A 24,291-nucleotide genomic window follows, 5' to 3' on the forward strand; every position below is an offset into this window, starting at 1 on the left:
GGATGCAGCGGATGAGCGAGCCACGCCCGGCCCCTGCAATGAGGAACGCGGTCGATTTCGGCATCGTCGGAGACAACATCCTGGACATCGCCGACTTCGCCATCGAGAAGTACGAGTTCACGAGCGGCACCACTCTGCCCGAGGAAGCGCGGGAGGCAGCGGTGGAACGCGTGCGCGACGCGTTGTGGGAGATGGTGAAGGCGTTCAGGAATCGGCGGAAGGAAATGCGCAAGCAGCTGTTCGACACCGCCGACGAGGCGGTGCGGGACTACGTCGCGGACTCCTGATTCAACGACGAAGTCCGGTTCCGGAGCCGGTGTAGCGGTCCGTAGCAGGCCCAGGCGACCGGGTCGTTCCCGGCACGTTTCGCACCCGGCAGTCGGCGGATGAAATCCATGCAAACGGCAGGCTTTGACCGGGAGCTGCCCGAAGCGGTCGCGGCAGCAGGATGACCCCTACGTCGCGGGAGTCCCCCGTTGCAATCGTGGGGTACAGCTATCGAATGCCGGGCGGGATCCGGACGGATTCCGACTTCTGGCGGTTGCTGCGCGAACGCGAGATCGTCCAGGAGCCCGTTGCCGAAAGGTACGGCAGAGGCTATCGGCCGGTTGGCCGTTTCTCCGGTCCGGGGCGATTTGCGAGTCCTCACGAAGGTCTCATTCGTGAGGACGGCGAGAAGCTGATCGATCCCAAGCTCTTCGGCCTGTCGCAGGACGAAGTGCTGTCGATGGATCCGCAGGTGCGCATGTTGCTGAACTGCTCCTGGGAGACCTTCGAGCGTGTCGGCTGGGACTTTCACTCACTGCGCAACAGCTCCACTGGCGTCTTCATCGGGGCGCAGGTCCCGGCCGTGGCCAGCTGGCGCCCCATGCACGGCGCGGGGCCGTTCGATGTCACGACGATCAGTCTCGCCATGCTGGCCAACCGGGTGTCGTACCACTTCAACTTGATGGGGCCGTCGATCACGTACTGCACGGCCTGCTCGGCGAGCCTGACCGCCCTCCATTCGGCCATGACCGCGCTGCGTTGCGGCGACTGTGAACAGGCTGTCGTGGGGTCGGTGAACTACCTCGGGACGTCGCGGCTCAGCGCTTCGTTCAATGCCTTGGGCGTCATCAGCCCCGATGGCAAGTGCCATTCCTTCGATGCCGACGCAAATGGTTACATCCGTTCGGAGGGAGCGTTCATCTTCGCACTCAAACCCCTGGTGGCGGCCGAGAGGGACGGGGATCACATCCATGCCGTGATCGAAGGGACCGCCGTCAACGCAGCCGGTGCGGCCGATGGGAGTTCCGGGCTCGCGCAGGGCCGGTACATCACCGCCCCCACCCGTCACGCGCAGGTAGACCTGATGCGCACGGCCTGCGCGCGCGCCGGGCGCACGCCGGCGGAGTTCGACTACATCGAGGCGCACGCGACGGGCACGGTGGTCGGAGATCGCATCGAGGGCAACGCGATCCTGGAGGCCTTCGGGGCGGCCGACCGCGACGTGCCGCTGCGGGTCTCCAGCGTGAAGAGCAATCTGGGGCACATGGAGGCGGCGGCATTCCACTGTGCGCTGCTGAAAGTCATTCTGATGATGCAGCGGCGCACCTTCGCGCCGACTTCAAGGAACTTCGTCGTCCCGAATCCCGAGATCGACTTCGATAGCGGCCGGATGCAGGTGCAGGCGGAATGCGAACCGTTCCCGGACCGGCCGGTCGTGGTTGGCATCAATTCGTTCGGCTTTGGCGGCGCCAACGGCCATTGCGTGGTCCGGGAATACCAGCCCCCGCAGCCGCGCGTCTGGTCGTCGCATCCGGCTTCGCGCGGCGGGTTCATGATCCCGCTTTCGGCCCGCACCGCCGGCGCATTGGCGCAGGGTGCCCGGCGGCTGCGGCAACAACTGGCCGAGAACGGCACCGACCTCTATACGGTGGCGGGCAATCTCAGCCGCCGTCGCACGCACTTCGCCGCCCGAACCGCCTTTGCGGTGCGAAATCGGGAGGAATTGCTCGCGTCGCTCGACGAATTCGCCGAAAACCCCTCGAACGTCAGCACGACCGACGATGGTGAACGCCGAATTGCGATGGTGTTTGCGGGCCAGGGGACCCAATGGGCGGGTTGCGGCCGTGCACTCTACGACGCCGACCCCGTCTTCCGCAGGGCGATCGACGCCGTCGAAGACCACTGGCGAACACACTCGGACACTTCGCTGCGCGACGCCTGCTTCAACGCACCCCAGGAGGAGCTCAACGAGGTCCGGCTCGCCCAGCCCGCGATCTTCATGATCCAGTGCGCCCTCTTCGAACTCTTCAAGACCTGGGGCGTGCATCCGGAATGCGTCGTCGGGCACAGTTCGGGCGAGGTCGCGGCTGCCTACGCGTCCGGGGCCCTCTCGCTCGCCGAAGCGACGCGGCTCGTCTACCACCGCGCGACGTTGCAGCAGCGCAGGGCCGGTTCGGGCAGGATGCTGGCGATCGGCCTCGATCTCACTGGCGTGGAGGACGTGCTCGACTCGCTCGACATCGCGTTTCGGCCCGGCGGGGATCGACCGATGCAGGTGGAGATTGCCTGCGAGAACGCACCGGCCAGCGTCGTCGCCTGCGGTCCCGAGGCGGAGTTGAGACCGGTCATGGCGGAGCTGGATCGCCGCAACGTGCAGAACCAGCTGCTTGCGGGGAATATCGCGTTCCATTCCTCAGCCATGGATCCCATCCGGGAGGACGCGCGCGAGGCCCTGGCGTTCCTGGATGACTGCGCGTTCGACGCCGGGGTCCCCTTCGTGTCGTCCGTGACCGGCGATCGCACGGAACGCCTGGATGGCGCCTACTGGTGGACGAATATCCGCGAACCCGTGCACTTCGCGCGCGCGATCGACACGATCGTGCGCGAGTTTCGTCCGGACTTGTTCCTGGAAATCGCCCCCCACAGCGCGCTCCAATCGGCGGTGGTCCAGTGTCTGGAACGGATCTCGCCGATGCCGGTCAGCATTCCGAGCCTCCAGCGCGACTCGGACGACCGGCTTGGTTTTCAGCAGGCTCTCGCGTCGCTGTTCAGGTCCGGCGTCGCTCTCGATTTCGCGGTTCAGTATCCGCGGCCACAGCCGATCGCCCACCTCCTTCCCGGCCATCCCCGCGACGAGCAGGCGCTGATCGATCCCCTGACCGACAACGAGTTCTTCGTCCGGCAGGGCGAGTACTCTCACGGCCCTTTGGTGGGCCACCGGGTGCCGAGCGACCACCTGCTCTTCGAGGCGCGGCTGTCCGAGAAGGACTTTCCCTGGCTGACGGACCATCGCGTTCACCACGCCGCAATCATGCCGGCCGCAGGTTACATCGAACTCGTCCTTCAGGCGCTGGGGGGCGTTCCCGTTCACTTCGAGGTCCTCGAATTCCTGCAGCCGTGCCCGGTGCCCGGGACGCCGGTGCGGCTGCAGACGGCCCTCCATCCGGTTCCCACCGCGCCCGACGAGTTCACCTTCACGATCTCGTCCCGGTCGTACGATGTGGACGCCACGAGCGAGATCCATTGCCGTGGCCGGGTGGCCCTGATCGAGGACGAGCACCCCGCCGGCGTCCCGGCCCGCCTGGAGGAAATCGACCGCTCCTCCTGCGAGACCGTCTTCGCCCGGCGGAGTGACTTCTACGAACGGATCGAGGCGGTTCTCAGCGAGACCTTCCAGTACGGTCCCTATTTCCAGACCATCCGGCTGTTCGAACTCAACCCTGAATCCAGGGCCCTGATCGTCGACATCGAGATGGACGAAGAACTCTGGGCGACGGGCCGGGAAGAGGGTTACGTCGGGTGCCCGCCACTGCTCGACGGAGGGCTGCAGATCTTCCTGTCGCACCTCCTGACCGCTTCCCACCTCTTCGCCATCCCTCAGCGCGCGGAGCGGGCGACGTTCCTGCGCCCGCCCACCGGTCCGCGGATCACCTGCCACGTGACCAGGCCGAGCGAAGACTGGATGGATGCGAACGAGCGCGGGCAGTACTCGGTTCAGCGTGGCGAGCGCGCCGCCGGCGCGATCAGCTTCTACGACAGCGACACCGGGCATCTCATCGCCCACATCGGACAGTACACGTACTTCACCTCGAATCCGCGCTGGAACGACCTGCCGAAGAGCAAGCACGAAATTGCGTGGCAACCGAAGTTCGTCCCCCGAGGCAAGGCACTGCAGGACTGGCTGCCCGATGGAGAGATCGAGCCGGCCGCCCTGATCGCGGCGCTCGAACGGGCGGACGGGGACGGAGGATACAGTTGTCATGCGGTCGAGTTTTCCGGATCCCGCGAACCCGACCGGACCATGCTCGCCGACTGTCTGGACCACTTGACGCGCCCGGACGCCCGATCCGAGTTCTGGCTCGTGAGCGACAGCGAGGAGACGGCCCGGGTCCACTATGACGCCTTCAACCAGCAGGATGCGGCGCTGCGCTTCCAGGGTCTCGACCCGGCATGCGGGTCCTCAACAGACGAGGGGCTCCTTCGCCCCGGCAGCGTCGAGATCATGTTCCTGCACGGGTCGGACGACTTCCCCGGCTCGGACGGCTGGCAGTTCCTGCAACGCCTGAGCGTCGAGGGAGGGTTGGCCTTGGTCCGTCACACAGACGGCGACAGCATCGAGCCCGGAGAGGGGTGGACGATCGTCAGGGCCGGTCGGCGTACCACGCTGTTGCAGGCTCCGCACGCCTACGACGCCGAAACCGCGGACCGCCCGCTTCCGGGACCGCGTTGGGTGCTGGGGGAGCCGTCAAGCTGGGCGTCCGGCTGGACCGCGCTGCTGGACGCCCCCGACACCGTGCGACCCATTCCGCACGAGGCGGTCGTCAGGGGACATTTCGAGACGCTCGAGGCCTGGTCGCAGGCGGCCGACCTGCGTGCGGTCGACTACTTCTGCGGCACCGACCCCGAGGATCCGACGGGCGAAAGGGCGGCCGCGCACTTCATCGGGTTCGTCCAGGCGCTCGTGTCCACCCGTCGGGCCGACGCAAATCATGTCTGTCGTCTCAGCGTGGTCACCTGCCGTGCGGCCCTCGACGTGGAACACCCGCGGGGAAGTGCGCTGTGGGGCGCCGTGCGCAGCATGGCCATGGAGGTCGGCGACGAGGCGAAGCTCGATTTTCGCCTGGTGGACCTTGGCGACGCGGATGATCTCCGGACGCTCGCCCGGCTGGCGCGGCGCGACCTGCGCGAGCGGGAACTGGCCGTGCGGGAGAACCGGCTGTGGGTGCCGCGCATTTCCAGCATCAGGAAGCGGTACTCCCAGGTCGCCGCGGGCGACGACGCGGAGTATCGGCTGACGCTGGACAACCCGGGTCAGATCGCCGGCCTCCAGATGAAGACGTACGAACTCCCTCCCCTCGGGCCGAACGATGTGCACATCGACGTCGAGGCCGCGGCGCTCAACTTCCGCGACGTGATGGTCACGCTGGGGCTGCTGCCCGCCCTCGCATACGAGCGTTCGGCACTCGGACGCGAGGTGGGGATGGAGGGGAGCGGCACGGTTCGGCGGATCGGCTCGGAGGTGCGGCACTGTGCGGTCGGCGACCGGGTCGCGTTCATCGCCGGCGGTTGCATTGCCAACCACGCGGTTGTCCCCGAATACCTCGTCTTCGCCAAGCCGGATCGGCTCAGCACGGAGGAGGCCGCGTCGACGCTGTCGGTCTACGTCACGGCGTACTACTCGCTGATTCACCTGGCCCGCCTCCGGGAGGGCCAGCGTGTCCTGATACACTCCGCGATGGGTGGGGTCGGACAGGCCGCGATCGCCCTGGCCAGGCACGTTGGCGCCGAGATCTACGCGACGGCCGGCAGCGCGAGCAAACGTGAGCAACTCCTGGCGATGGGAGTGCGAGGCGCCTTCGATTCGCACAGCTATGACTGGTACGACGACCTGATGGCGGCGACCGGCGGCGAGGGGGTGGATGTCGTGCTGAACTCCCTGGCCGGGAGGCACATCGAACTGTGTCTGCGGGCGCTCCGTCCGGGCGGCTGGCACTGCGAAATCGGAAAGATCGACATCTACGCCGACAACGACCTCGGGCTACGGATCTTCCGGAAGAACCTCCGCTTCGCGGCCATCGACGTGGACCGTCTGATGCTGGACGATCCCGACCTGACGCGCGAGATCTCCGAAACCTGCATGGACCTGCTGGGGCGGGGTGCGCTGCCGCCGCTCCCCGTCACCGTTTTTCCCTACCGGGACTACGGCAAGGCGTTGCGCCTGATGACGACCGGCGGGCATCAGGGCAAGCTGGTGCTCAAAGCGCCGCAAGACAGCACGGATCCCGGATTTCCCATCGCGGACATCCGCCCTCTCTTCGACCCCGAAGCGACCTATCTCGTGACGGGCGGCCTGGGCGGTTTCGGGCTGCGCCTGATCCCCTACCTGGTCGCGTCCGGCGCGCGGCACCTCACGCTGATGGACCGCGACCCCCAGCGTCGCCGAGACGCCGAGTGGGTCCGGCGCGCGAGTGCGCTCGTCTACATGGAAGCCGAAGCCGAAATCGACATCGTGCCCGGGGACGTGGCCGTGGAGGCCGACGTTCAACACTGTGTCCGGCAGCTCAAGCGGCCGCTCAAGGGCGTCTTCCATCTCGCCGGCGCACTGGATGACCGCCTGCTCGACGACATGTCGATGGAGTCGCTGCAGAGAGTGTTTGCGCCCAAGGCCTCCGGCGCGCTTCATCTTCACGAGGCCACCGCCGGCCTCGAACTCGACCACTTCGTCCTCTTCTCGTCCACCGCCTCGATGCTGGGCAATCCGGGGCAGATCAACTACAGCGGGGCCAACGGCTTCCTGGACGGCCTGGCCGGGGCGCGCCACCGGCAGGGCCTGCCCTGCCTGACGTACAACATGCCCGCCGTGGCCGACGCGGGCATGGCCGCGCGTAGTCTTCCGGTACTGCGCATGATGCGCGCCGCGGGGATGCCGCCGGTGAGCTCCGACCTCGCCATCGCCAACCTCGACTACGCATTACGCACGCTCTCCGACCGACCCCACCTCGTCACCTCGCTCTTCGAGCGTCCCGCGTGGACGGTCGACTTCCCGGACTACATGCGGATCGGGCGGGTGATGCACAATCACGATGCCTTCGAAGCGGGCTCCGGCGGAGAACTCACACTCGAGAGCGTCGTGGAGCAGATCGCCGCCAAGGTCGCCGAACTCTGCGGCCACGAGGACGGCGAGGTGGACGAACCACTGTCGAGTTTCGGGTTGACCTCCATCTCCGTGGCCGAACTCGGGACGTTCATTCAGGCCGAATTCAACTACCGCGTCAGCGCGCTCGAGCTCATGACCACCGCCTCGTCCCTGTCGCTGGCGGAGGGCATCATTCACGGCAAGGAAGCCGCCGGGGAGGATGAAGCCGAGACGGACGGGGACGGATCCGGCCGCACCGCCGAGGTCTCCCGGCCACGGGCCCGCCGCACCCCGTCCGCGTTCGCGAACGCCCCGGAGGATCACTTCCTGGAAGGGGCGACCTGAGCCATGCCGAACGCGCTCCTCCTCTACCCCAGGCACCCTCCCACCTACTGGGGCAACAACTTCGCCCTGGACCTTCTGGGCATCCGGGCCGCCTTTCCACCGCTCGGCCTGCTCACCGTGGCAGCGATGTTCCCGTCCCGGTACAACCTCCGCGTGGTCGACCTCAACGTCACCTCGCTCGAGGACCGCGATCTGGAGTGGGCGGATCTCGCCTTCACGTCGACCATGATCGTCCAGCGCCCATCGCTCGAGCAGGTCGTGGAGCGCTGCAACCGGGCCGGGATTCCGGTCATCGCCGGCGGACCTCACCCCACGACCTTCCACCGCGAAATGGAGGGCATCGACCACTTCGTCCTCGACGAGGTCGAGGAGACCTTCCCCGCCTTCCTGCACGACCTGGAAAACGGCACCGCGAAGGAGGTCTATCGAGCGCCGCGAAAGCCGGATGTGACCGTCACGCCGCTTCCGCGCTTCGACCTCATCGACATGAACGACTACTACTCCATGTGCCTCCAGTTCTCGCGGGGCTGCCCCTTCGACTGCGAGTTCTGCGACATTACCAAGCTGTACGGCCGCGTGTCGCGCACGAAGACGCCCGAGCAGATGGTGGCCGAGTTCGATCACCTGCACGAACTGGGCTGGCGCGGCCCGCTCTTCCTCGTCGATGACAACTTCATCGGCAACAAGCGCGAGGTGACGCGTCTCCTGCCGGCGATCGCCGAGTGGCAGAAGGAGCGCGGGTATCCGTTTACGCTGTCTACCGAGGCCAGCGTGAACCTGGTCCGCATGAACGACCTCATGGACGTCATGATCGAGGCCGGCTTCGACACCGTCTTCCTGGGTATCGAGACGCCCAATCCAAAGGCTCTCAAGAAGATGAAGAAGCCTCAGAACATCAACGTGCGCGACGACAACTACCTGTTCACCGCCGTGCGCAAGATCCAGCAGAAGGGGATGCAGGTGCAGGGCGGCTTCATCCTCGGCCTCGATGAGGATGACGAGAGCGCGTTCGATGCCCAGATCGACTTCATTCAGGAAACCGGAATCCCGATCGCGCTGGTCGGCCTGCTGACCGCACTCAAGGACACCAACCTTTGGGCGCGTCTCGAGCAGGAAGGCCGACTGCTGGACAAGCCCATCGAGATCAACGCGACCTCGCTGAACTTCAGGCCGCAGATGGATCCCGCGACATTGGTGGAGGGGTATCTGCGGGTCATCGGGACGATCTACGATTCGACGCTCGAGAACTATTTTGAACGCTGTCTGACTTTGCTGAAACACCTCAACCCCGTGCCGCACATCCACAAGCCGGTGAGCGAGCACGCGCTCTATGCGGGGATCATGGGGATCCGGCGGCGCCTGACCGCGGACCAGCTTCCGGCGTTCTCACGGTACGTCGCGAAGGTCTCCAAAGACCATCCCCGCATGATGCCCCTGGCGATTCGACTCGCCGCGACGGGTCATCACTGCGAGAAGTTCACCCGTCAGCAGACCGTCATCCGCGAATTCAAGGAGTACCTGAACTCGGAACTGGCGACCGTCCGCGATACGCGACCGCGGTCGAAGCCGAGACGGGGCGCGGAGACTGGGCTCAGAAAGGCGGCGCTCAGCCGGGCCAATGCCCGGCGGAGGGCCATCCCGGAGGAATTCCGCTACGCCGGAGACGGGATCTCCGAAGCCGTCGCGGCCTTTCAACTCGCGCTGAATCCCGAGATCCACCCAACCCCGGCGACCCGTGGGAGCTTGCCGGTTGTGGGCGAGACCCGGGATCCCGGTGGAGCGGGCCGTGCCTGAAACGAACACTCTGCGCAGCGAAGTCCCCCCGCTCACGGGCACCCTGCCGCCTCAGTGCCGGCACGATCTCGATGCGCTGCGCCGGTTCATCGACGAGGCGTCCGGTCGCGCCGGGGCGGCCCCCCCCGCCGATCCCGCGGACTTCCGGGAGGTGCTGCTGACCGGAGCGACCGGCTTCCTCGGCCGCTTTCTTCTGAGAGATCTCCTGCGGCGGAACCCGAACCTGACGGTGACCTGCATCGTACGCGCGGATGATTCCGACCATGCGCTGGCGCGTATCCAGGCCTCCCTGAAAGAGGCGGAAGTCCAGGATGACGAACTCGCGCCGCGCATCCGTGCGCTGGCGGGAGACATCCATCTTCCGCGTTTCGGCCTCGAGCCGCCCCAATTCGCGGAACTCTGCCAGCGGATCGACGCCGTCTACCATCTTGCCGCGAGCCTGAGCGTAGCGACGCCCTACGTCGCCCTGCGCAGGACCAACGTGTTCAGCATCCGCGCCGTGCTCGACCTGTGCCTGACCACGCGCCTGAAACACATCTTCTTCGCGTCGACCATGGGGGTTTTCCCCGAGTACTTCTGCGGTTTCGCGAAGGAGTATTCCGGCAGCCGCATCACGCACCAGATGCAGCCGGACACCGGGAGCATGAAACGCGTCTTCCCCCTCGGCATGCTCGGGTATCCGTGGACCAAGGTGGTGGTCGAGCAGGCCCTGCTTCATGCGACACGGGCCGGGGTGCCCGTGGCTCTGTTCCGACTGCCGCACGCGAACGTCGCGAGTACCGGATTCGGCAATGCCGACGATGTCGCGGTGCGAACAGTGGCCGCGGTAGTGGATGCGGGGCGGATGCCCGAAGGGTTCACGTTGCAATGGAGCCAGGCGGCGGCCGATGTCGTTGCCGACACCATGGCGGCCATCTCGCTGAATCCGGATCGGCGCTTCACGATCTACCACTACTCCGAAGACCCGCCGCTGGGGCACGAGATGCAGCTCGCGGACTTCGGACTGTACTACAAGACCGTCACCTACGATGAGTTCAAGCGGGCCTGTCTGTCCCGGGGAGAACGGTCGCCTCTCCACGGCTTCTGGAACCTGATCGATCACGGTGCGCCCTACTGGTTCAGCGGGGACGCGACTGCTCCGTCCCATCGCGTCTGCAGCCGCGCGCTGGAAGCCGATTGTCCGGACCCGATTCCGTGGCCGAGCGCGTACGCCATGCTCCGGCGCTCTCTCGACTGGTTGCGGGCCCATCGCGAGCGTTGGCCCTACCGCATACCCGAGAGCCGCCTCGACTACGACCACCTTCTGGGTCGAGCCGAATCGTTCGCGCGCGAATACGATGTTCCGTTCGACGTGGCGTTCCCCGCCTGGAAACTTGAGGGGCTCAGGCAGCTCGTCCGGGCGGTGAACGCCCCGGAGGCCGGCGTCCGCACCGAGAGACACGACTACATCGCCTTCGATCTCACCCGCCGGTTGCGCAACAACGCGTCTCTGGAAGCCGAGCGCCGCCGCTACCCGCAGATCGCGGAACAGGAGGTCAGGCGGCCGGTCTTCATCGTCGGGGTCAACCGGACCGGCACGACGTTCCTGCACCGCCTGATGTCTCGCGACCCGCGGTTCTGGACGCTGCGCGGCTACGAGTATGTCGAGCCGGTCCCGGCGGGAGGCAACGACGCCAGTCCGGCCGGCTCGGCCGAAGATCCGCGGCGAGCCTTCGCGGAAGAACTTCTGAACGCGTCGGGAATCGTCGACATGTTCAAGGGGGTGCATCACTTCGACGTGAACGAACCGGAGGAGGATCTCGGACTCCTCAGGTTGGGGTTTACGGCCTGGGGCGCCACCGTCTGGTTCGACATCCCAGACTTCGCCCGCTGGCTTGCCGGCAAGGACATGTCGGCGAGTTACGCCTTTCACCGCCGCGCGATGCAGAGCTACACGCATCAGCGGCGGCAGCGGCGACGCGGCGGGGAGGGGCAGTGGGTTCTGAAGGCGCCCTTCCACCTCTTCGAACTGGAGGCGCTGATCGCGACGTACCCCGATGCCCTGTTCATTCAGACCCATCGCGAACCCGCGCAGTTCATGGGATCCTGGTGCAGCCTCGTCGACCGCGTTCGCAGTCTCTCCTGCCAGCCCCGCCCGTCAGGAGATCTCGGGGCGGAACAGCTCGAGTTCATGAGCCGCATGCTCGATTGCGCGGTGGAGTTTCGCACCGCCCACCCCGAACTCGAAGACCGGTGGATGGACGTCAGCTTCTACGATTTTGTAGAAGACCCGATGGCCATGGTGGCCCGCATCTACGACCATTTCGGCTGGCGGCTGGAGGAGGAGGCGGTGGCCGACATGGATGCATGGCTCGAGGTACAGGCCGAACAGCGGCAAAGAGAAGAGCGGCACAAGTACGACCTTGCCGACTTCGGTCTGACGCGCGACGAGGTCGATGCGGCGTTCTCGCGCTACCTGGGTTTTCTCTCCCGCGAAGGACACCGATCGCCCTTGACCCCGTGAGGGCCTGGCCTGTTTGATTGTGGCGGGTCAGTCGCCGACCCACACCGTCTTCACGTTCACGAACTCGCGGATCGCGTGGGGGCCGAGTTCCCGCCCGTAGCCCGAGCGTTTGACGCCGCCGAAGGGGACGCGAGGATCCGAAGCGGACATCCCGTTGATGAAGACGCCGCCGGCCTCCAGGTCGCGGACGGCGCGGGCCCGTTCCTCGGGATCGTTCGTCCAGATGGCGGAGCAGAGGCCGAACTCGGTCGCGTTGGCGCGCCCGATGGCCTCGTCCATGTCGGCGACCGGGAAGACGCTGGCCACCGGACCGAAGATCTCGTCGTCCGTGGCCGGGGATCCGTCCGGGACGTCGGTGAGCACGGTCGGCTCGTAGAACCATCCGCGGCGGTCGGGGACGCGGCCGCCCGCGGCCACGCGGGCGCCGGCCGCCACCGTGGCCTCCACCTGCTCCGCGACGTGATCTCTCAGGTCGCGGCGGGCCAGCGGTCCGATTTCGACCTCGGACTCCCTCGGGTCGCCGACGCGGAGCGCCGACACGCGTTCGACGAGCCGCTCGGTGAACTCGTCGGCGATCGAACGCTGGACGAGCATCCGCTTGGCGGCGATGCACGACTGGCCGTTGTTCCACATGCGCGCGTCGACGGCGGTCGCGACGGCCCGCTCGAGATCCGCGCTCTCCATGACGATGAAGGGATCGCTGCCGCCGAGTTCGAGCACGGTCGTCTTGATGCGGCGTCCGGCCTCGGCCGCGAGGGCGGAGCCGGCCGCGACGGAGCCGGTGAGGGAGGCGGCCTGCACCGTCGGGTCGTCGAGCACGCGGGGGATGTCCCCGACCTCGACGAAGACGTTCTGGAACACGCCCTCGGGGAATCCGGCGCGCGAGAACAGTCCCTCGAGCGCGACCGCGCACTGCGGCACGTTGGGCGAGTGCTTGAGCAGGAAGGCGTTGCCCGCCAGCACCGTCGGCACCGCGGAGCGCATGGCCTGCCAGAACGGGAAGTTCCACGGCATGATCCCGAGCACCGCGCCCAGGGGATGGTACTCGACCCAGCAGTGCGTTCCGGTCGACTCGAAGCGCTCGGGCGCCAGGTGCGCGGGCCCGTGCTCGGCGTAGTACCGGCACACCCAGGCGCATTTTTCGGCCTCCGCGACCGCGCTGGCGAGCGGCTTGCCCATCTCGCGCGTCATCAGCAGGCCGTAGGCCGCCTTGCCCCGCTCGACGAGTTCCGCCAGCGCGAGGAGACGTTCCGCCCTCTCGGCCACCGGCACCCGCCGCCACACGTCGAACCCCGCGCGGGCCCGTTCCAGCGCCCCGCCGATCCCGTCCGCATCGAGGGCGGGGAACGACGCGAGCCGTTCTTCCGTGGTCGGGTCTATGCTCTCGAAAGGCATCTCGTTCTCTCTCACGAGACGTTACCATTGCACCGCCCAAACTAGCGAAATCGTCCGGTTTCGGCGCGCGACCCGCAAGCCCCGGCTGGACCAGCCCCGGAGCCGTACATGACCGAAGCCGACGCTCTGGCCGACACTCTGGCCGACGCTGTGGCCGACGCCTCCGCTGCCGCGGACGCTTTCGAGGCGGATCTCGCCCGGGAGTTGCTTGCCGCCCGCGACAGGCGCGAAACGGTTCGGCCGCCGACGCAACGCACCGGAGAGTTCGGTCTCGACCGGGCCTATCGCGTCGGGGCCGCGCTCGACCGCAGCCTGCAGCAAGAGGGATACGGTCTGCTGGGCTGCAAGGTCGGGTTCACGAACCGCGCGATCTGGCCGGAATTCGGGCTCGACGAGCCGATCCTCGCTCCCATCTACGCTCGAACCCTGCGCGTGGCGAGACCGGTGGCGGAGGTCTCTCTGGCGAAGTTCCGCGCCCCGATGATCGAAGTCGAGGTCGTCTTCGGCATCGAACCGGAGGGTGGGGCGCCCAACAGTGAGGCGCCCAACGGTGGGTCGCCGGACGGTGACGCGCCCACCGGCGGCCGGCCGGGCTGGATCGCGCTCGGATTCGAGATCGTCGACTGCCACTATCCGGACTGGCATCTCACGCCGGCGGATTCGGTGGCCGACTTCGGGCTCCACGGCGCGCTCGTCGTCGGCCTGCCGGTCAACCGGGACGTGCCGGACTTCGACGAGCGGGTGGCCCGGCTCGACCGGCTCGAGGTCAGCCTCCTCCGCAACGAGACCCTCGTGGCGCGTGGGCGGGGAAGCGATGTCCTCGGGCATCCGCTCGAGGCGCTGGAGGTCGTGCCGCGGCTGTGGCCGCGTTTCTCCGATGCCGGGATCCCGGAACATGGCCTGGTCGTGAGCACGGGGACACTGACCCCGCTCGAGCCGCTGTCCCCCGGCGACATGTGGCGGGTGGAGGCGAAGGGCGTGGATCTCCCGGGCCTCTCAATCATCCTGACCGATTGACGGAATCATCCTGACCGACTGACGGACCGACGGGCCGACCGACGGGCGGGCTTGCCCGGCCCGGCACGACGATGGAACATAGCAGGCCACGGCCTGCCAGCAGCGCGACGTAACCGGAGACCGCCGGTCCGCGCGAGCGCGAGGCCACGACCGCCCAACCCTCTCACGGGGAGCGTGCATGCCGGAGTCCGCGGGGACGGGGCCTGAGACGGCCCGTTGGGCGAAAGTCATCGATCACACCCGCTGTATCGGCTGTCACGCCTGCACGACGGCCTGCAAGTCCGAGAACGAGGTCCCGCTCGGCGTCACCCGCACCTACGTGAAGTACGCCGACGTGGGAACCTTCCCGGCCGCGCGGCGCGCCTTCCAGGTCACGCGCTGCAACCAGTGTGACGACGCGCCGTGCACGACCGCGTGCCCGACGCAGGCCATGTTCCGCCGCCCCGACGGGATCGTGGACTTCGACAAGTCGATCTGCATCGGCTGCAAGGCGTGCATCGCCGCCTGTCCCTACGACGCGATCTTCATCAACCCGGACGACCACTCCGCGGAGAAGTGCAACTTCTGCGCCCACCGCATCGACATGGGGCTGGAGCCGGCCTGCGTCACGGTGTGCCCGACGGAGGCGATCATCGTCGGCGATCTCGACGACCCGGAATCGAAGGTCTCGCAGTACGTCGGGCGCGACCCGGTCAGCGTCCGGAGGCCGGAGAAGGAGACCCACCCGAAGCTGTTCTACAAGGGGGCGCACCAGGCCACGCTTGACCCGCTGGCGGCGGCCCGTCCCGGAGGCGGGCTGTACATGTGGAGCGAGCAGCCCGAGGGCCCGCACGAGGTCGGCGCGGGCCAGCCGCACCCGATGGGAACGGACGGACGGCACGGCCCGAACTCCTCGGCCGCCGCGATTCTCTCCTACGACATCTCGCACACCGCGCCCTGGGACTGGCGGGTGAGCCTGTACACGCTCACCAAGGGGGTCTCCGCCGGCGTGTACCTCGCCGTGCTCCTCCTCTGCCTGCTGGGCGGGCTCGCGTGGCAGAGCGGGACCTGGCTCACCCTCACGCCGCTCCTCGGTCTCGCCGCGCTCGCGCTCACCGGCGGGCTGCTGATCTGGGATCTCGAGCACCCGAAGCGCTTCCTGCTCATCTTCACGAGACCCCACATGAAGAGCTGGCTCGTGCGGGGGGCGTTCGTGATCGCGGGCTACGGCGCGGCGCTGACCGCGCACCTCGCGGCGGGGCTGGTCGGCGGCGCCGGGGCCGCCGAGACGACGCGCTGGATGGCGTGGGCGGGGGCGCCCCTGGCCGGCATGACCGCGGTCTACACGGCTTATCTCTTCGCGCAGGCCCGGGCGCGCGATCTGTGGCAGAATCCGCTCCTGCCGCCGCACTTCCTCGTCCAGGCGCTGCTGGCCGGCGGCGCGGCCCTGATGCTCTTCCCGTCGCTCGGCGGCTCCGCCGCGCTGGGCCGGCTCGTGGGGCTCACGGCCGCCGCGCACCTGCTGCTCGTGCTCGCCGAACTCACGCTCACGCACGCGACGGCCCACGCCGCCCTCGCCGCCCGGAACATGGTGCGCGGCCGCTACGCCCCATGGTTCTGGAGCGGCATCCTGCTCGTGACGCTCGCGGCCGCCCTCACCGTGGCGCCGCTCGCCGGCGCCTGGGTCGCCCCGCTGATCGGCGCCTCCGCCCTCGCCGGGCTCCTCGCGCACGAGCACGCCTACGTTCAGGCCGGACAGTCCGTGCCCCTCGCATGAGCGATCCGGGCGGCCCGGGCCGCAACGGCGCCGGCGCGGGCGGCAACGGCTCCGGCCCGGATGGCGTCTCGCGGCGACTGCACGAACTCAGCGAGCGGGTGAGCGCGGCGCGTTCGGCAACCGAGGCCCGCGGCGAGACCTTCTATCCAGGCCCCAGCCGCAACCAACTCGCGGCTTTCCCCCCGCGGGAACGCTGGGACGACTGGGTCGAACTCGACTCGAAGGCGTGGCCCGAGCGTCGCGAACGGCGCTACATGCTCGTGCCCACGACCTGTTTCAACTGCGAGTCCGCGTGCGGGCTCCTGGCCTACGTCGACCGCGACACCCTCCAGGTGCAGAAGTTCGAGGGGAACCCCGAGCATCCCGGCTCCCGCGGCAGGAACTGCGCCAAGGGCCCGGCCACGCTGAACCAGATCGTCGACCCCGACCGCGTCCTCTACCCGCTGAAGCGCGCCGGCGAGCGCGGGGAGGGGAAGTGGGTGCGCGTCTCCTGGGAGGAAGCGCTCAACGACATCTCGGCGCGGATCCGCACGGCCATCGACGAGGGGCGCCAGCGCGAGGTCATGTACCACGTGGGGCGTCCGGGCGAGGACGGGTTCACGGAACGGCTGATCGCCGCGTGGGGTGTCGACGGCCACAACTCGCACACGAACATCTGCTCGTCGAGCGCGCGCGCCGGCTACCAGTTCTGGCTCGGCATGGACCGCCCCAGCCCCGACCACGCCCGCGCCGACGTCATCCTCCTCGTGAGTTCGCACCTCGAGGCGGGGCACTACTTCAACCCTCACGCCCAGCGCATCCTGGACGGGGTCAAGAAGGGGGCGCGGCTCATCGTCTTCGATACGCGCCTCTCGAACACGGCGACACACGCGGATCACTGGCTCCCCACGCAACCCGGGTCCGAGGCCGCCGTCCTCCTCGCGATCGCGAACCACCTGATCGCGACGGGGGCCTGGAACCGCGACTTCGTCCGGCGCTGGTTCAACTGGGAGGAGTACCTCGCCGCCGAGAAGCCGGACCTCCCGCGCACCTTCGAGTCGTTCGAGGCCGCCCTCCTCGAGCTGTACGAGGCGTGCACCTTTGAGTGGGCGGCGGAGGAGTCCGGCATCGATGCGGCGCAGATCCGCGAGGTCGCCGAACTCGTGGCCCGGGCCGGGTCCCGCCTCTCCACGCACAACTGGCGGAGCGCCGCGTCCGGCAACGAGGGCGGCTGGCAGGTGGCCCGGACCCTCTTCTTTCTCAACGCCCTCACGGGTTCCGTGGCGACCCCCGGCGGCACCTATCCGAGCACGTGGAACAAGTTCATCCCGAAGCCGATCCGCATGCCGCGGCACCCGGAGCACTGGAACGAACTCACGTGGCCCGACGAGTTTCCGCTGGCGATGTACGAGGTCTCCTTCCTCCTCCCGCACCTCCTCAGGGAGGGGCGCGGCAAGCTCGACGTCTACTTCACGCGCGTGTACAACCCGGTGTGGACGAACCCGGACGGCTTCGCGTGGATCGAGGCCCTGACCGATGAGGAGAAGGTCGGCCTCCATGTCGCGCTCACGCCGACCTGGAACGAGTCCGCCTACTTCGCGGACTACGTCCTTCCCATGGGACACGGGCCCGAGCGGCACGACCTCCACTCCTACGAGACCCACGACGGCCAGTGGATCGGCTTCCGCCAGCCGGTGCTGCGCTCCGCCCGGGAGCGTCTCGGCGAGCGGGTGGCGGACACGCGCCACACGAACCCTGGTGAAGTGTGGGAGGAGAACGAGTTCTGGCTCGAGCTCTCCTGGCGCATCGACCCGGACGGCAGCCGCGGCATCCGCGAGTTCGTGGAGTCGAAGGAGAATCCCGGGCAGCGCCTCACGGTGGACGAGTACTACGCCTGGATGTTCGAGCACTCGGTTCCCGGCCTGCCCGAGGCGGCGGCGGCGGACGGACGCTCGCCGCTGGACTACATGCGCCGCTACGGCGCCTTCGAGGTCGCGCGCGACATCGGCCCGCTTCACGAGCGGCTCGTTCCGCCCGAGGAACTCGAGGACGCGCGGGAAGACGAGTTCGGCCGCGTCTACACGCGGGCCCCCGCCTCGGCCGCCGTGAACCTCGCCCCCATGGGCGCCCCCGACCCGGATCCCGAGGGGCGGCGCCCGGTGGGCGTTCGCGTGGACGACACGATTCGGCGCGGGTTTCCGACCCCGAGCGGCAAGCTGGAGTTCTATTCCCCCACGCTGGTCCGCTGGGGCTGGCCCGAGTACGCCGTGCCCGCCTACATCCGGAGCCATGTCCATCCGGCCGCGATGGAGCCGGATCAGATGTGCCTCATCTCCACCTTCCGGCTCCCGGTGCAGATCCACACGCGTTCGGCCAACTCCAAGTGGCTGGACGAGATCGCCCACACGAACCCGCTCTGGCTGCATCCGTCCGACGCGGCGCGGAAGGGGGTGAGGACGGGAGATCTCGTGCGGGTCGAAACCGAGATCGGCTACTTCGTCCTCAAGGCATGGGTGACGGAGGGGATCAAGCCGGGCGTCGTCGCGTGCAGCCACCACATGGGGCGCTGGAAGCTGGCGGACGCCCCGGGCTCGGGCGCGGAGGCGGGGGAACCGGGGACGGCCGGCCGCGGCGAGCGGGAAAAGATGGCGGGCCAGCGGCAACTCATGGCGACGGTCTCCCTCACGGGGAAGGACGGCGACTGGAAGCTGTCACGCAAGCAGGGCGCGGCGCCGTACGAGACCGACGATCCGGACACGTCGCGGATCTGGTGGACGGACGTGGGCGTCCATCAGAACCTCACCTTCCCGGTGCATCCCGACCCGGTGTCCGGGATGCACTGCTGGCACCAGGCAGTGCGCGTGGTCAAGGCCTCGCGGCGCGACCGGCACGGGGATATTCACGTCGACACGGAGCGGTCGCACGAGGTGTACCGGAGCTGGCTTGCGAAGACGCGCGGGGCCGTCCGGCACTCTCCCGACGGGACGCGCCGGCCGCACTGGCTCATTCGCCCGCTGCGTCCCGTGCGCACGGCGTACGACCTCCCGGAACCGTCCGGCTCGAAGCCGCCGGACGCGGGCTCGCAGGAACCCGATGCGGCGCAACTTGACAGCAAATCGAGCCCCCCATCTACTTCGTGATGTGAACGTGGACAGTGCCGCACGCGCCGCCGGCGCGGGATCCTAGGCCATGGAGCTGTTTCGCGCCCTCGGCGCGCTTCTCGATGGTCCGTGCGGGGAGAATCGGCTCATCGGCCACCTCCTCGAACTGGGCCCGGTGCCGGACGAGCCCACGCACAACGACCTCTTCCTCTTCCAGCTCTACCCGTACGCCTCCGCCTTCCTGGGCACGGACGGCCGCATGGGCGGGGAGGCGCGCGACCGCGTCGCCGGCTTCTGGCGCGCGCTCGGGACAACGCCCCCCGAGGATCCGGACCACCTGCGCGCCCTGCTGGGCGGCTACGCCTGGCTCGTGGAAGCACAGCAGCGGGGGAACGGCAAGTCCGCCCAGGCCTGTCGCGACGCGCGGCACGCCTTCCTCTGGGAGCACCTGCTCTCGTGGGTCCTCCCCTTTCTGACGAAGCTGCGGCAGATCGCGCCCCCGTTCTACCGGGAGTGGGCCGACACGCTCGAGGCCCTCCTCTTCGGCGAGTCGGCCCGCCTCGGGCCGCCGACGCGGCGTCCGCTCGCGCTCCGCGAGGCGAAACCGGTGCCCGACCCGCGCCGGACCGATGGGGACAGCTTCTTCAATGCCCTCCTGAGCCCGGTCCGCAGCGGACTTGTCCTCACGCGGGCCGACCTCGCCAGAGCCGCGCGCGATCTCGGCTTCGGTCTCCGCGTGGGCGAGCGCGCCTACATCCTGCGGTCCATGATGTCGCAGGGGCCGCGCGCGACCCTGGACTGGCTCGCGTGCGAGGCGCGCGACTGGACGCGTCTTCACGACCGCGGGGGGACCACTGCGCCGGAAGTCGCGGATTTCTGGACGCACCGCGTGACCGCAACGGGTCGCCTCCTCAGCGACCTCAGCGCCGATGTCGGCGCCGACCTCGACTCCGCACTCAGCGCCGACGTACAGAATGGCTGACGCGGGCGGGAGTCCGCCCCTTCATCCGGGGCGTTTCCGCGCCATCTTCCTTCTCCTGCTCGTCGTCGGGATCAGCCTCCTCTTCCTCCAGATGATCCGGACGTTCCTGACGGCGCTCTTCCTGGGGGCGATCCTCAGCGGCCTCATGTACCCGGCCTACCGGACCCTGTGCGGCTGGTTCGGGGGGAGGGAGCGACTGGCCTCCTTCGCCGCGGTCGGACTGTTCGTGATCCTCCTCATCGGGCCGGTCACGGCGTTCCTCGGCATCGTTGCGAACCAGGCCGTGCACGTCACGCAGACGGCGGGCCCCTGGATCGAGAACATGCAGGCCCAGCTGCGGCAGCCGGGCGGGCTCGACGAGCTGCTGGACCGGATTCCCTGGCTGGATTCGCTGCGGCCGTACCAGGAGCAGCTCCTCCAGAGGCTGGGCGAAGTCGCGGGGTCCGTCGGCAGTCTCGCGGTCGACTGGCTCGCCGGCGTCACGACGGCCACCGTGCGGGTCGTCTTCCTCCTGTTGCTGATGCTGTACGCCATGTTCTTCTTCCTGAAGGACGGCCGCGGCGTGCTGAACAAGGTCCTCTACTACCTCCCGCTCTCGGACGAAGATGAACGCCGCATGCTCGACCGCTTCGTCTCGGTGACGCGGGCGATGGTGAAGGGGACGTTTCTCATCGGCATCGTGCAGGGCGCGCTGGCCGGGCTCGCCTTCTGGGTGGTGGGGATTCCGTCCGCCGCCTTCTGGGGCACGGTCATGGCGGTCCTCTCGATCGTGCCCGGGATCGGGTCCGCGCTCGTGTGGCTGCCCGCCGCGATCTACCTCCTCGCCGCGGACCAGGTCGCTGGCGGCATCGGGCTCATCCTGTGGTGCGGCCTCGTGGTGGGGACGCTGGACAACCTCATGCGCCCCTGGCTGGTCGGGCGCGACACCCGGATGCCGGATCTGATGATCCTGCTCGGCACCCTCGGCGGACTCATCGCCTTCGGCATGGCCGGCGTGCTCATCGGCCCCATCGTCGCGGCGCTCTTCATCACCGTGTGGGAACTCTACGGCGAGTCGTTCCGCGAGGTCCTGCCGGCCACGGCGTTCGGCGGGTCGGCCGCCGGGGCCGATGCCGTCGAACCGGTGCCGGAGGCCGACGCGGCGCCCGGGCCGGAAGCCGACGCGGCCGAAGCTGCTGCGCCGGAAGCTTCCCGAACGGAAGCCTCCCGACCGGAAGCCGGCCCGCCGGGAGCCCCCTCCCCGGACGCGTAGCCCGACCGGCCGAACGGCATGAGCGCGAGCCTGCTCGACCGACTGCGCGAGAGCGGCGCGGCGCTCTCCCGTGTCACGGAACGCTGGGTGCCCGACGCCTGGGTGATCCTCATGTCGCTGACGGTGGTCGCACTCCTCCTGGCGGTCACCGGCGGCGGCGCCTCGATCCCGGAGGCGGGGCTGGCGTGGGGCGCGGGCGTGTGGACGCTGCTCGAGCTCGCGATGCAGTTCTCCATCGCCATGGTTGCCGCCCACGCGTGCGCCTCGTCGCCCCCGGTCTACCGGTTGCTCGACCGCCTCGCGGGCTGCCCGAACCCGGAGCGCCCCGCCCAGGCCGTCGCCCTCGCCGCCGGGTTCTCCATGACGGTCGGCTACCTAAACTGGGCGTTCGGGCTCGTCGGTTCCGCGCTCTTCGTCCCGTTCATACTCAAGCGCAACCCGCGCGCGGACGTGCGCCTCGTGATCGCCGCCGCCTACATGGGCATCGGGACCGTGTGGCAGTCCGGCCTCTCCAGCTCCGCCCCGCTCATCATGGCCACCCCCGGCAACCCCCTGCTTGAGCCGGGGACCGGCGCGCCCGTCGTGGACCGCCTCTATCCGGTCACCGAGACGCTCTTCAACCCCTTCAATCTCGCGTACGCCGCCGCCATGCTGCTCGTCGGCCTCGTCGCCGCCATGGCGCTCCACCCGCACCGCGACGCCGTCACCCTCACGGAGGCGGAGGTCGACGAGATCCTCCCCGCGCCCCCGCCGCGCGCTGAGGCCGGGACGACGCCCGCCGAGCGGCTCGACCGCTTCCGCGGCTGGTCGCTCCTCGCCGCCCTCCTGTTCGCGTACCCGCTCGCCCACTCCATCCTCACGCGGGGCTTCGGCGCGAGTTGGACGATCAACGCCTACAACACGGTGTTCCTCGTCCTCGCGATCGTCCTCCACGGCCGCCCGACGTCGTTCCTGCGCGCCTGCCGCGACGGCGTGGGCGCCGCGTGGGGGATCATCCTCCAGTTCCCGTTTTACGCCGGCATCTTCGGCCTCATCCAGAACACGAACCTCGGCGGCTGGCTCGGCGAGCAGTTCGCCGCGGTCGCCACGACGCGGCTCTACCCCCTCGTGGTCTACGTCTATTCGGGGATCATGAGCATGTTCATCCCCTCGGCGGGCTCCAAGTGGATGATCGAGGCGCCGTACGTGATCCCCGCCGGGGAGGCCCTCGACGTCTCCGTCATGACCGTGCTCCTCGCCTACGCGTATGGGGACTCCGCCTTCAACCTCATCCACCCGTTCTGGGCGCTCCCCATCCTCGCCGTGACGCGGCGCCGCTTCGGCGAGATCTTCGGCTACGCCTTCCTCCTCTGGCTGGCGACGATCCTCCTCGGGGTCGCGACCATGCTCGTGATCCCGATCCGCTGGTGACGCTCATGAAGCCCGTAACGCCCGTGCCCCCCGTGATCACATGAAGACCCTGCTCATCCTCCGGCACGCGAAGTCCTCCTGGGACCACCCCGGCCTCCGCGACCACGACCGCCCGCTGAACCCTCGCGGCCGCCGCGACGCCCCCCGCATGGGACGCTTCCTCGCGGAACGGGACCTCGTGCCCGACCGCATCGTGAGTTCGACCGCCGTCCGCGCGCGCACCACGGCGGAACTCGCGGCGGCGGAGTTCGGCGAGGCTGTGGAGATCGAGACGACGCACGACCTCTACGGCGCCTCTCCCGACGGCTACATCGAGGTCGCGGAGGCGATGGGGGGAACGGGGGAGCGCCTCATGCTCGTCGGGCACAACCCGGGCATCACCTCCCTCGTCTGGCACCTGACGGGCGAAGGCGAGTACATGCCGACCGCCGCCCTCGCCGCCGTGGAACTGGACATCGAAGACTGGTCGGAACTCGGTTCGGCCCGCCGCGGCCGCCTCGCCGGCCTCTGGCGCCCCAAGGCCCTCCCCCCCGGCTAACGTCCCAAGGCCATAGGAGAAGAACGGCCAGGGTCGCCGTTGCTCCAGAGGTTCCGATCAGCAGCTTCGGCGGGAAGGGGAAGTCTCTGTATCGAGCCGCAGGCGCGCCACGTGCTCGATGTCGAGGTGGCCGGACGCCACTACATGGATGACGCCGGCAGAGCCGACCTCGGTCACCGTCACAGCGTAGGGTACGGAGGCGGCACCGAGGTACACACCGCAGTTGTCCAGTACATCCCAGATCGACTCGTCGGGGTCGGCGGCGCGTCTCGCCCAGATCCAGCCCTCGGGTGAAATGTCCAGTTCTGCCAGATCCTTCCGCGGGATATCGAACGTGCCGAGCGTATCACCTGCGATGGACACCTCATGTAGCCGGGGTTCCTTGGGATCGGCCAGCCATACCGTACCCGCAGGTGAGATCGACCAGGCGATGTGGTCGCGTTCAGGTGCCAGGAAGTTGATGGTCAGAGTGTTCCCGCCCGATGTGTCGGTCCGCGGCGAACCTCTCTGAATCAGGGCCCGCGTATCGAGATGGAGCGTGTCGCCCGATACCACATAACCCGTCGTATCCCGGCCACGTGCCACGTAGCTGTACACTGAATCGCCGGGAACTCTGTACTGCTGTTCGTACACGCGACCTTCCTTGTCGACAGCCACTACCACACCGGTCGGAGAACCCCGTTCGCTAAAGCTCGGCACATGCGTATCCCGCGAATACTCCGCACCGAGCGAATCCAGCACTGACAGAAACCTCCTGTCGTCAATCCACAGCCGAGCGCGACTCGCGTCCCAGGTCACCCGAGCGGGGAATTGGGGCCTGTGTCGCCTCTCGCCGGGACCCTCGCCCTCCGGTGCGAGCCGACGGATGAAACGACCCTCGCCGTCGAACAGTCGCACGTCCTTCCAGCCGGGGTCGAGCACGTAGATGCGACCGAAGGAATCGATCGCGAGATCGTGGATGTCGGCGAACACGTCGGGTCCCGACCCGTCAACGCGTCCGAGACGTAACTCCTGAACCAGATGCAACTCGCCGGTCTGAGCGGCAGCCGAGGCCGCCCAGACCAGCGAAACAAACGCTACCGACACACGCAGCATC

13 protein-coding genes are annotated in these 24,291 nt (G+C 68.4%); 11 read left to right on the forward strand and 2 right to left on the reverse strand.

Annotated elements, in window-relative coordinates:
• Positions 1 to 11 precede the first annotated feature (11 nt).
• The 4 genes from RN743_RS12285 to RN743_RS12300 all read left to right on the forward strand — a co-directional run bounded on the left by RN743_RS12285 (position 12) and on the right by RN743_RS12300 (position 11,765).
• Complete coding sequence (locus RN743_RS12285) at positions 12 to 287, forward strand: hypothetical protein (RefSeq protein ID WP_310780173.1); 276 nt, start codon at positions 12 to 14, stop codon at positions 285 to 287.
• 161 nt (positions 288 to 448) lie between these two features.
• On the forward strand, positions 449 to 7,468 hold the full coding sequence (locus RN743_RS12290; RefSeq protein WP_310780175.1) for an SDR family NAD(P)-dependent oxidoreductase: 7,020 nt from the start codon (positions 449 to 451) through the stop codon (positions 7,466 to 7,468).
• A 3-nt stretch (positions 7,469 to 7,471) separates the two neighbouring features.
• On the forward strand, positions 7,472 to 9,262 hold the full coding sequence (locus tag RN743_RS12295; protein ID WP_310780177.1) for a B12-binding domain-containing radical SAM protein: 1,791 nt from the start codon (positions 7,472 to 7,474) through the stop codon (positions 9,260 to 9,262).
• Complete coding sequence (locus tag RN743_RS12300) at positions 9,255 to 11,765, forward strand: SDR family oxidoreductase (RefSeq protein WP_310780179.1); 2,511 nt, start codon at positions 9,255 to 9,257, stop codon at positions 11,763 to 11,765. The genes RN743_RS12295 and RN743_RS12300 overlap by 8 nt, the downstream gene beginning before the upstream one ends.
• 27 nt (positions 11,766 to 11,792) lie before the next feature.
• On the opposite strand, the gene RN743_RS12305 is transcribed toward RN743_RS12300, so the two are convergent.
• Positions 11,793 to 13,160, reverse strand: a complete 1,368-nt coding sequence (locus RN743_RS12305) for an NAD-dependent succinate-semialdehyde dehydrogenase (protein WP_310780181.1) — start codon at positions 13,158 to 13,160, stop codon at positions 11,793 to 11,795.
• 108 nt (positions 13,161 to 13,268) lie between these two features.
• Between RN743_RS12305 and RN743_RS12310 the strand changes: the two genes are divergently transcribed.
• From RN743_RS12310 to RN743_RS12340, 7 genes are all read left to right on the forward strand, one after another.
• Positions 13,269 to 14,177: a hypothetical protein gene (locus RN743_RS12310; protein ID WP_310780183.1), complete on the forward strand. Its 909-nt coding sequence runs from the start codon at positions 13,269 to 13,271 to the stop codon at positions 14,175 to 14,177.
• Positions 14,178 to 14,355: 178 nt separating this feature from the next.
• On the forward strand, positions 14,356 to 15,933 hold the full coding sequence (locus RN743_RS12315; protein ID WP_310780185.1) for a 4Fe-4S dicluster domain-containing protein: 1,578 nt from the start codon (positions 14,356 to 14,358) through the stop codon (positions 15,931 to 15,933).
• The gene (locus RN743_RS12320; protein ID WP_310780187.1) at positions 15,930 to 19,052 is read left to right on the forward strand and encodes a molybdopterin-dependent oxidoreductase; all 3,123 of its coding nucleotides are present in this window, start codon (positions 15,930 to 15,932) and stop codon (positions 19,050 to 19,052) included. Before RN743_RS12315 ends, RN743_RS12320 begins: the two co-directional genes overlap by 4 nt.
• Positions 19,053 to 19,101: 49 nt before the next feature.
• Positions 19,102 to 19,995: a molecular chaperone TorD family protein gene (locus RN743_RS12325; protein WP_310780188.1), complete on the forward strand. Its 894-nt coding sequence runs from the start codon at positions 19,102 to 19,104 to the stop codon at positions 19,993 to 19,995.
• A complete protein-coding gene (locus RN743_RS12330) occupies positions 19,988 to 21,247 on the forward strand; it encodes an AI-2E family transporter (RefSeq protein ID WP_310780190.1) in 1,260 nt (419 codons plus the stop codon). The genes RN743_RS12325 and RN743_RS12330 overlap by 8 nt, the downstream gene beginning before the upstream one ends.
• Positions 21,248 to 21,265: 18 nt before the next feature.
• Positions 21,266 to 22,657, forward strand: a complete 1,392-nt coding sequence (locus tag RN743_RS12335; RefSeq protein WP_310780192.1) for a TIGR00366 family protein — start codon at positions 21,266 to 21,268, stop codon at positions 22,655 to 22,657.
• A 40-nt stretch (positions 22,658 to 22,697) separates the two neighbouring features.
• On the forward strand, positions 22,698 to 23,195 hold the full coding sequence (locus RN743_RS12340) for a histidine phosphatase family protein (RefSeq protein ID WP_310780194.1): 498 nt from the start codon (positions 22,698 to 22,700) through the stop codon (positions 23,193 to 23,195).
• A gap of 57 nt (positions 23,196 to 23,252) precedes the next feature.
• Here RN743_RS12340 and RN743_RS12345 read toward each other — a convergent pair whose 3' ends face one another.
• Positions 23,253 to 24,290 (reverse strand): hypothetical protein, encoded by a 1,038-nt coding sequence (locus tag RN743_RS12345; RefSeq protein WP_310780196.1) that lies wholly within the window; start codon positions 24,288 to 24,290, stop codon positions 23,253 to 23,255.
• Position 24,291 lies beyond the last annotated feature (1 nt).

This window comes from Candidatus Palauibacter scopulicola (genome assembly GCF_947581915.1).
In the GTDB taxonomy this organism is placed as follows: Bacteria; Gemmatimonadota; Gemmatimonadetes; order Palauibacterales; family Palauibacteraceae; genus Palauibacter; species Palauibacter scopulicola.

Coding starts and splice junctions, on each gene's coding strand:
- RN743_RS12285 (WP_310780173.1), top strand. CDS start 12: ATGAGCGAGCCACGCCCGGCCCCTGCAATGAGGAACGCGGTCGATTTC.
- RN743_RS12290 (WP_310780175.1), top strand. CDS start 449: ATGACCCCTACGTCGCGGGAGTCCCCCGTTGCAATCGTGGGGTACAGC.
- RN743_RS12295 (WP_310780177.1), top strand. CDS start 7,472: ATGCCGAACGCGCTCCTCCTCTACCCCAGGCACCCTCCCACCTACTGG.
- RN743_RS12305 (WP_310780181.1), bottom strand. CDS start 13,160: ATGCCTTTCGAGAGCATAGACCCGACCACGGAAGAACGGCTCGCGTCG.
- RN743_RS12310 (WP_310780183.1), top strand. CDS start 13,269: ATGACCGAAGCCGACGCTCTGGCCGACACTCTGGCCGACGCTGTGGCC.
- RN743_RS12315 (WP_310780185.1), top strand. CDS start 14,356: ATGCCGGAGTCCGCGGGGACGGGGCCTGAGACGGCCCGTTGGGCGAAA.
- RN743_RS12320 (WP_310780187.1), top strand. CDS start 15,930: ATGAGCGATCCGGGCGGCCCGGGCCGCAACGGCGCCGGCGCGGGCGGC.
- RN743_RS12325 (WP_310780188.1), top strand. CDS start 19,102: ATGGAGCTGTTTCGCGCCCTCGGCGCGCTTCTCGATGGTCCGTGCGGG.
- RN743_RS12330 (WP_310780190.1), top strand. CDS start 19,988: ATGGCTGACGCGGGCGGGAGTCCGCCCCTTCATCCGGGGCGTTTCCGC.
- RN743_RS12335 (WP_310780192.1), top strand. CDS start 21,266: ATGAGCGCGAGCCTGCTCGACCGACTGCGCGAGAGCGGCGCGGCGCTC.
- RN743_RS12340 (WP_310780194.1), top strand. CDS start 22,698: ATGAAGACCCTGCTCATCCTCCGGCACGCGAAGTCCTCCTGGGACCAC.
- RN743_RS12345 (WP_310780196.1), bottom strand. CDS start 24,290: ATGCTGCGTGTGTCGGTAGCGTTTGTTTCGCTGGTCTGGGCGGCCTCG.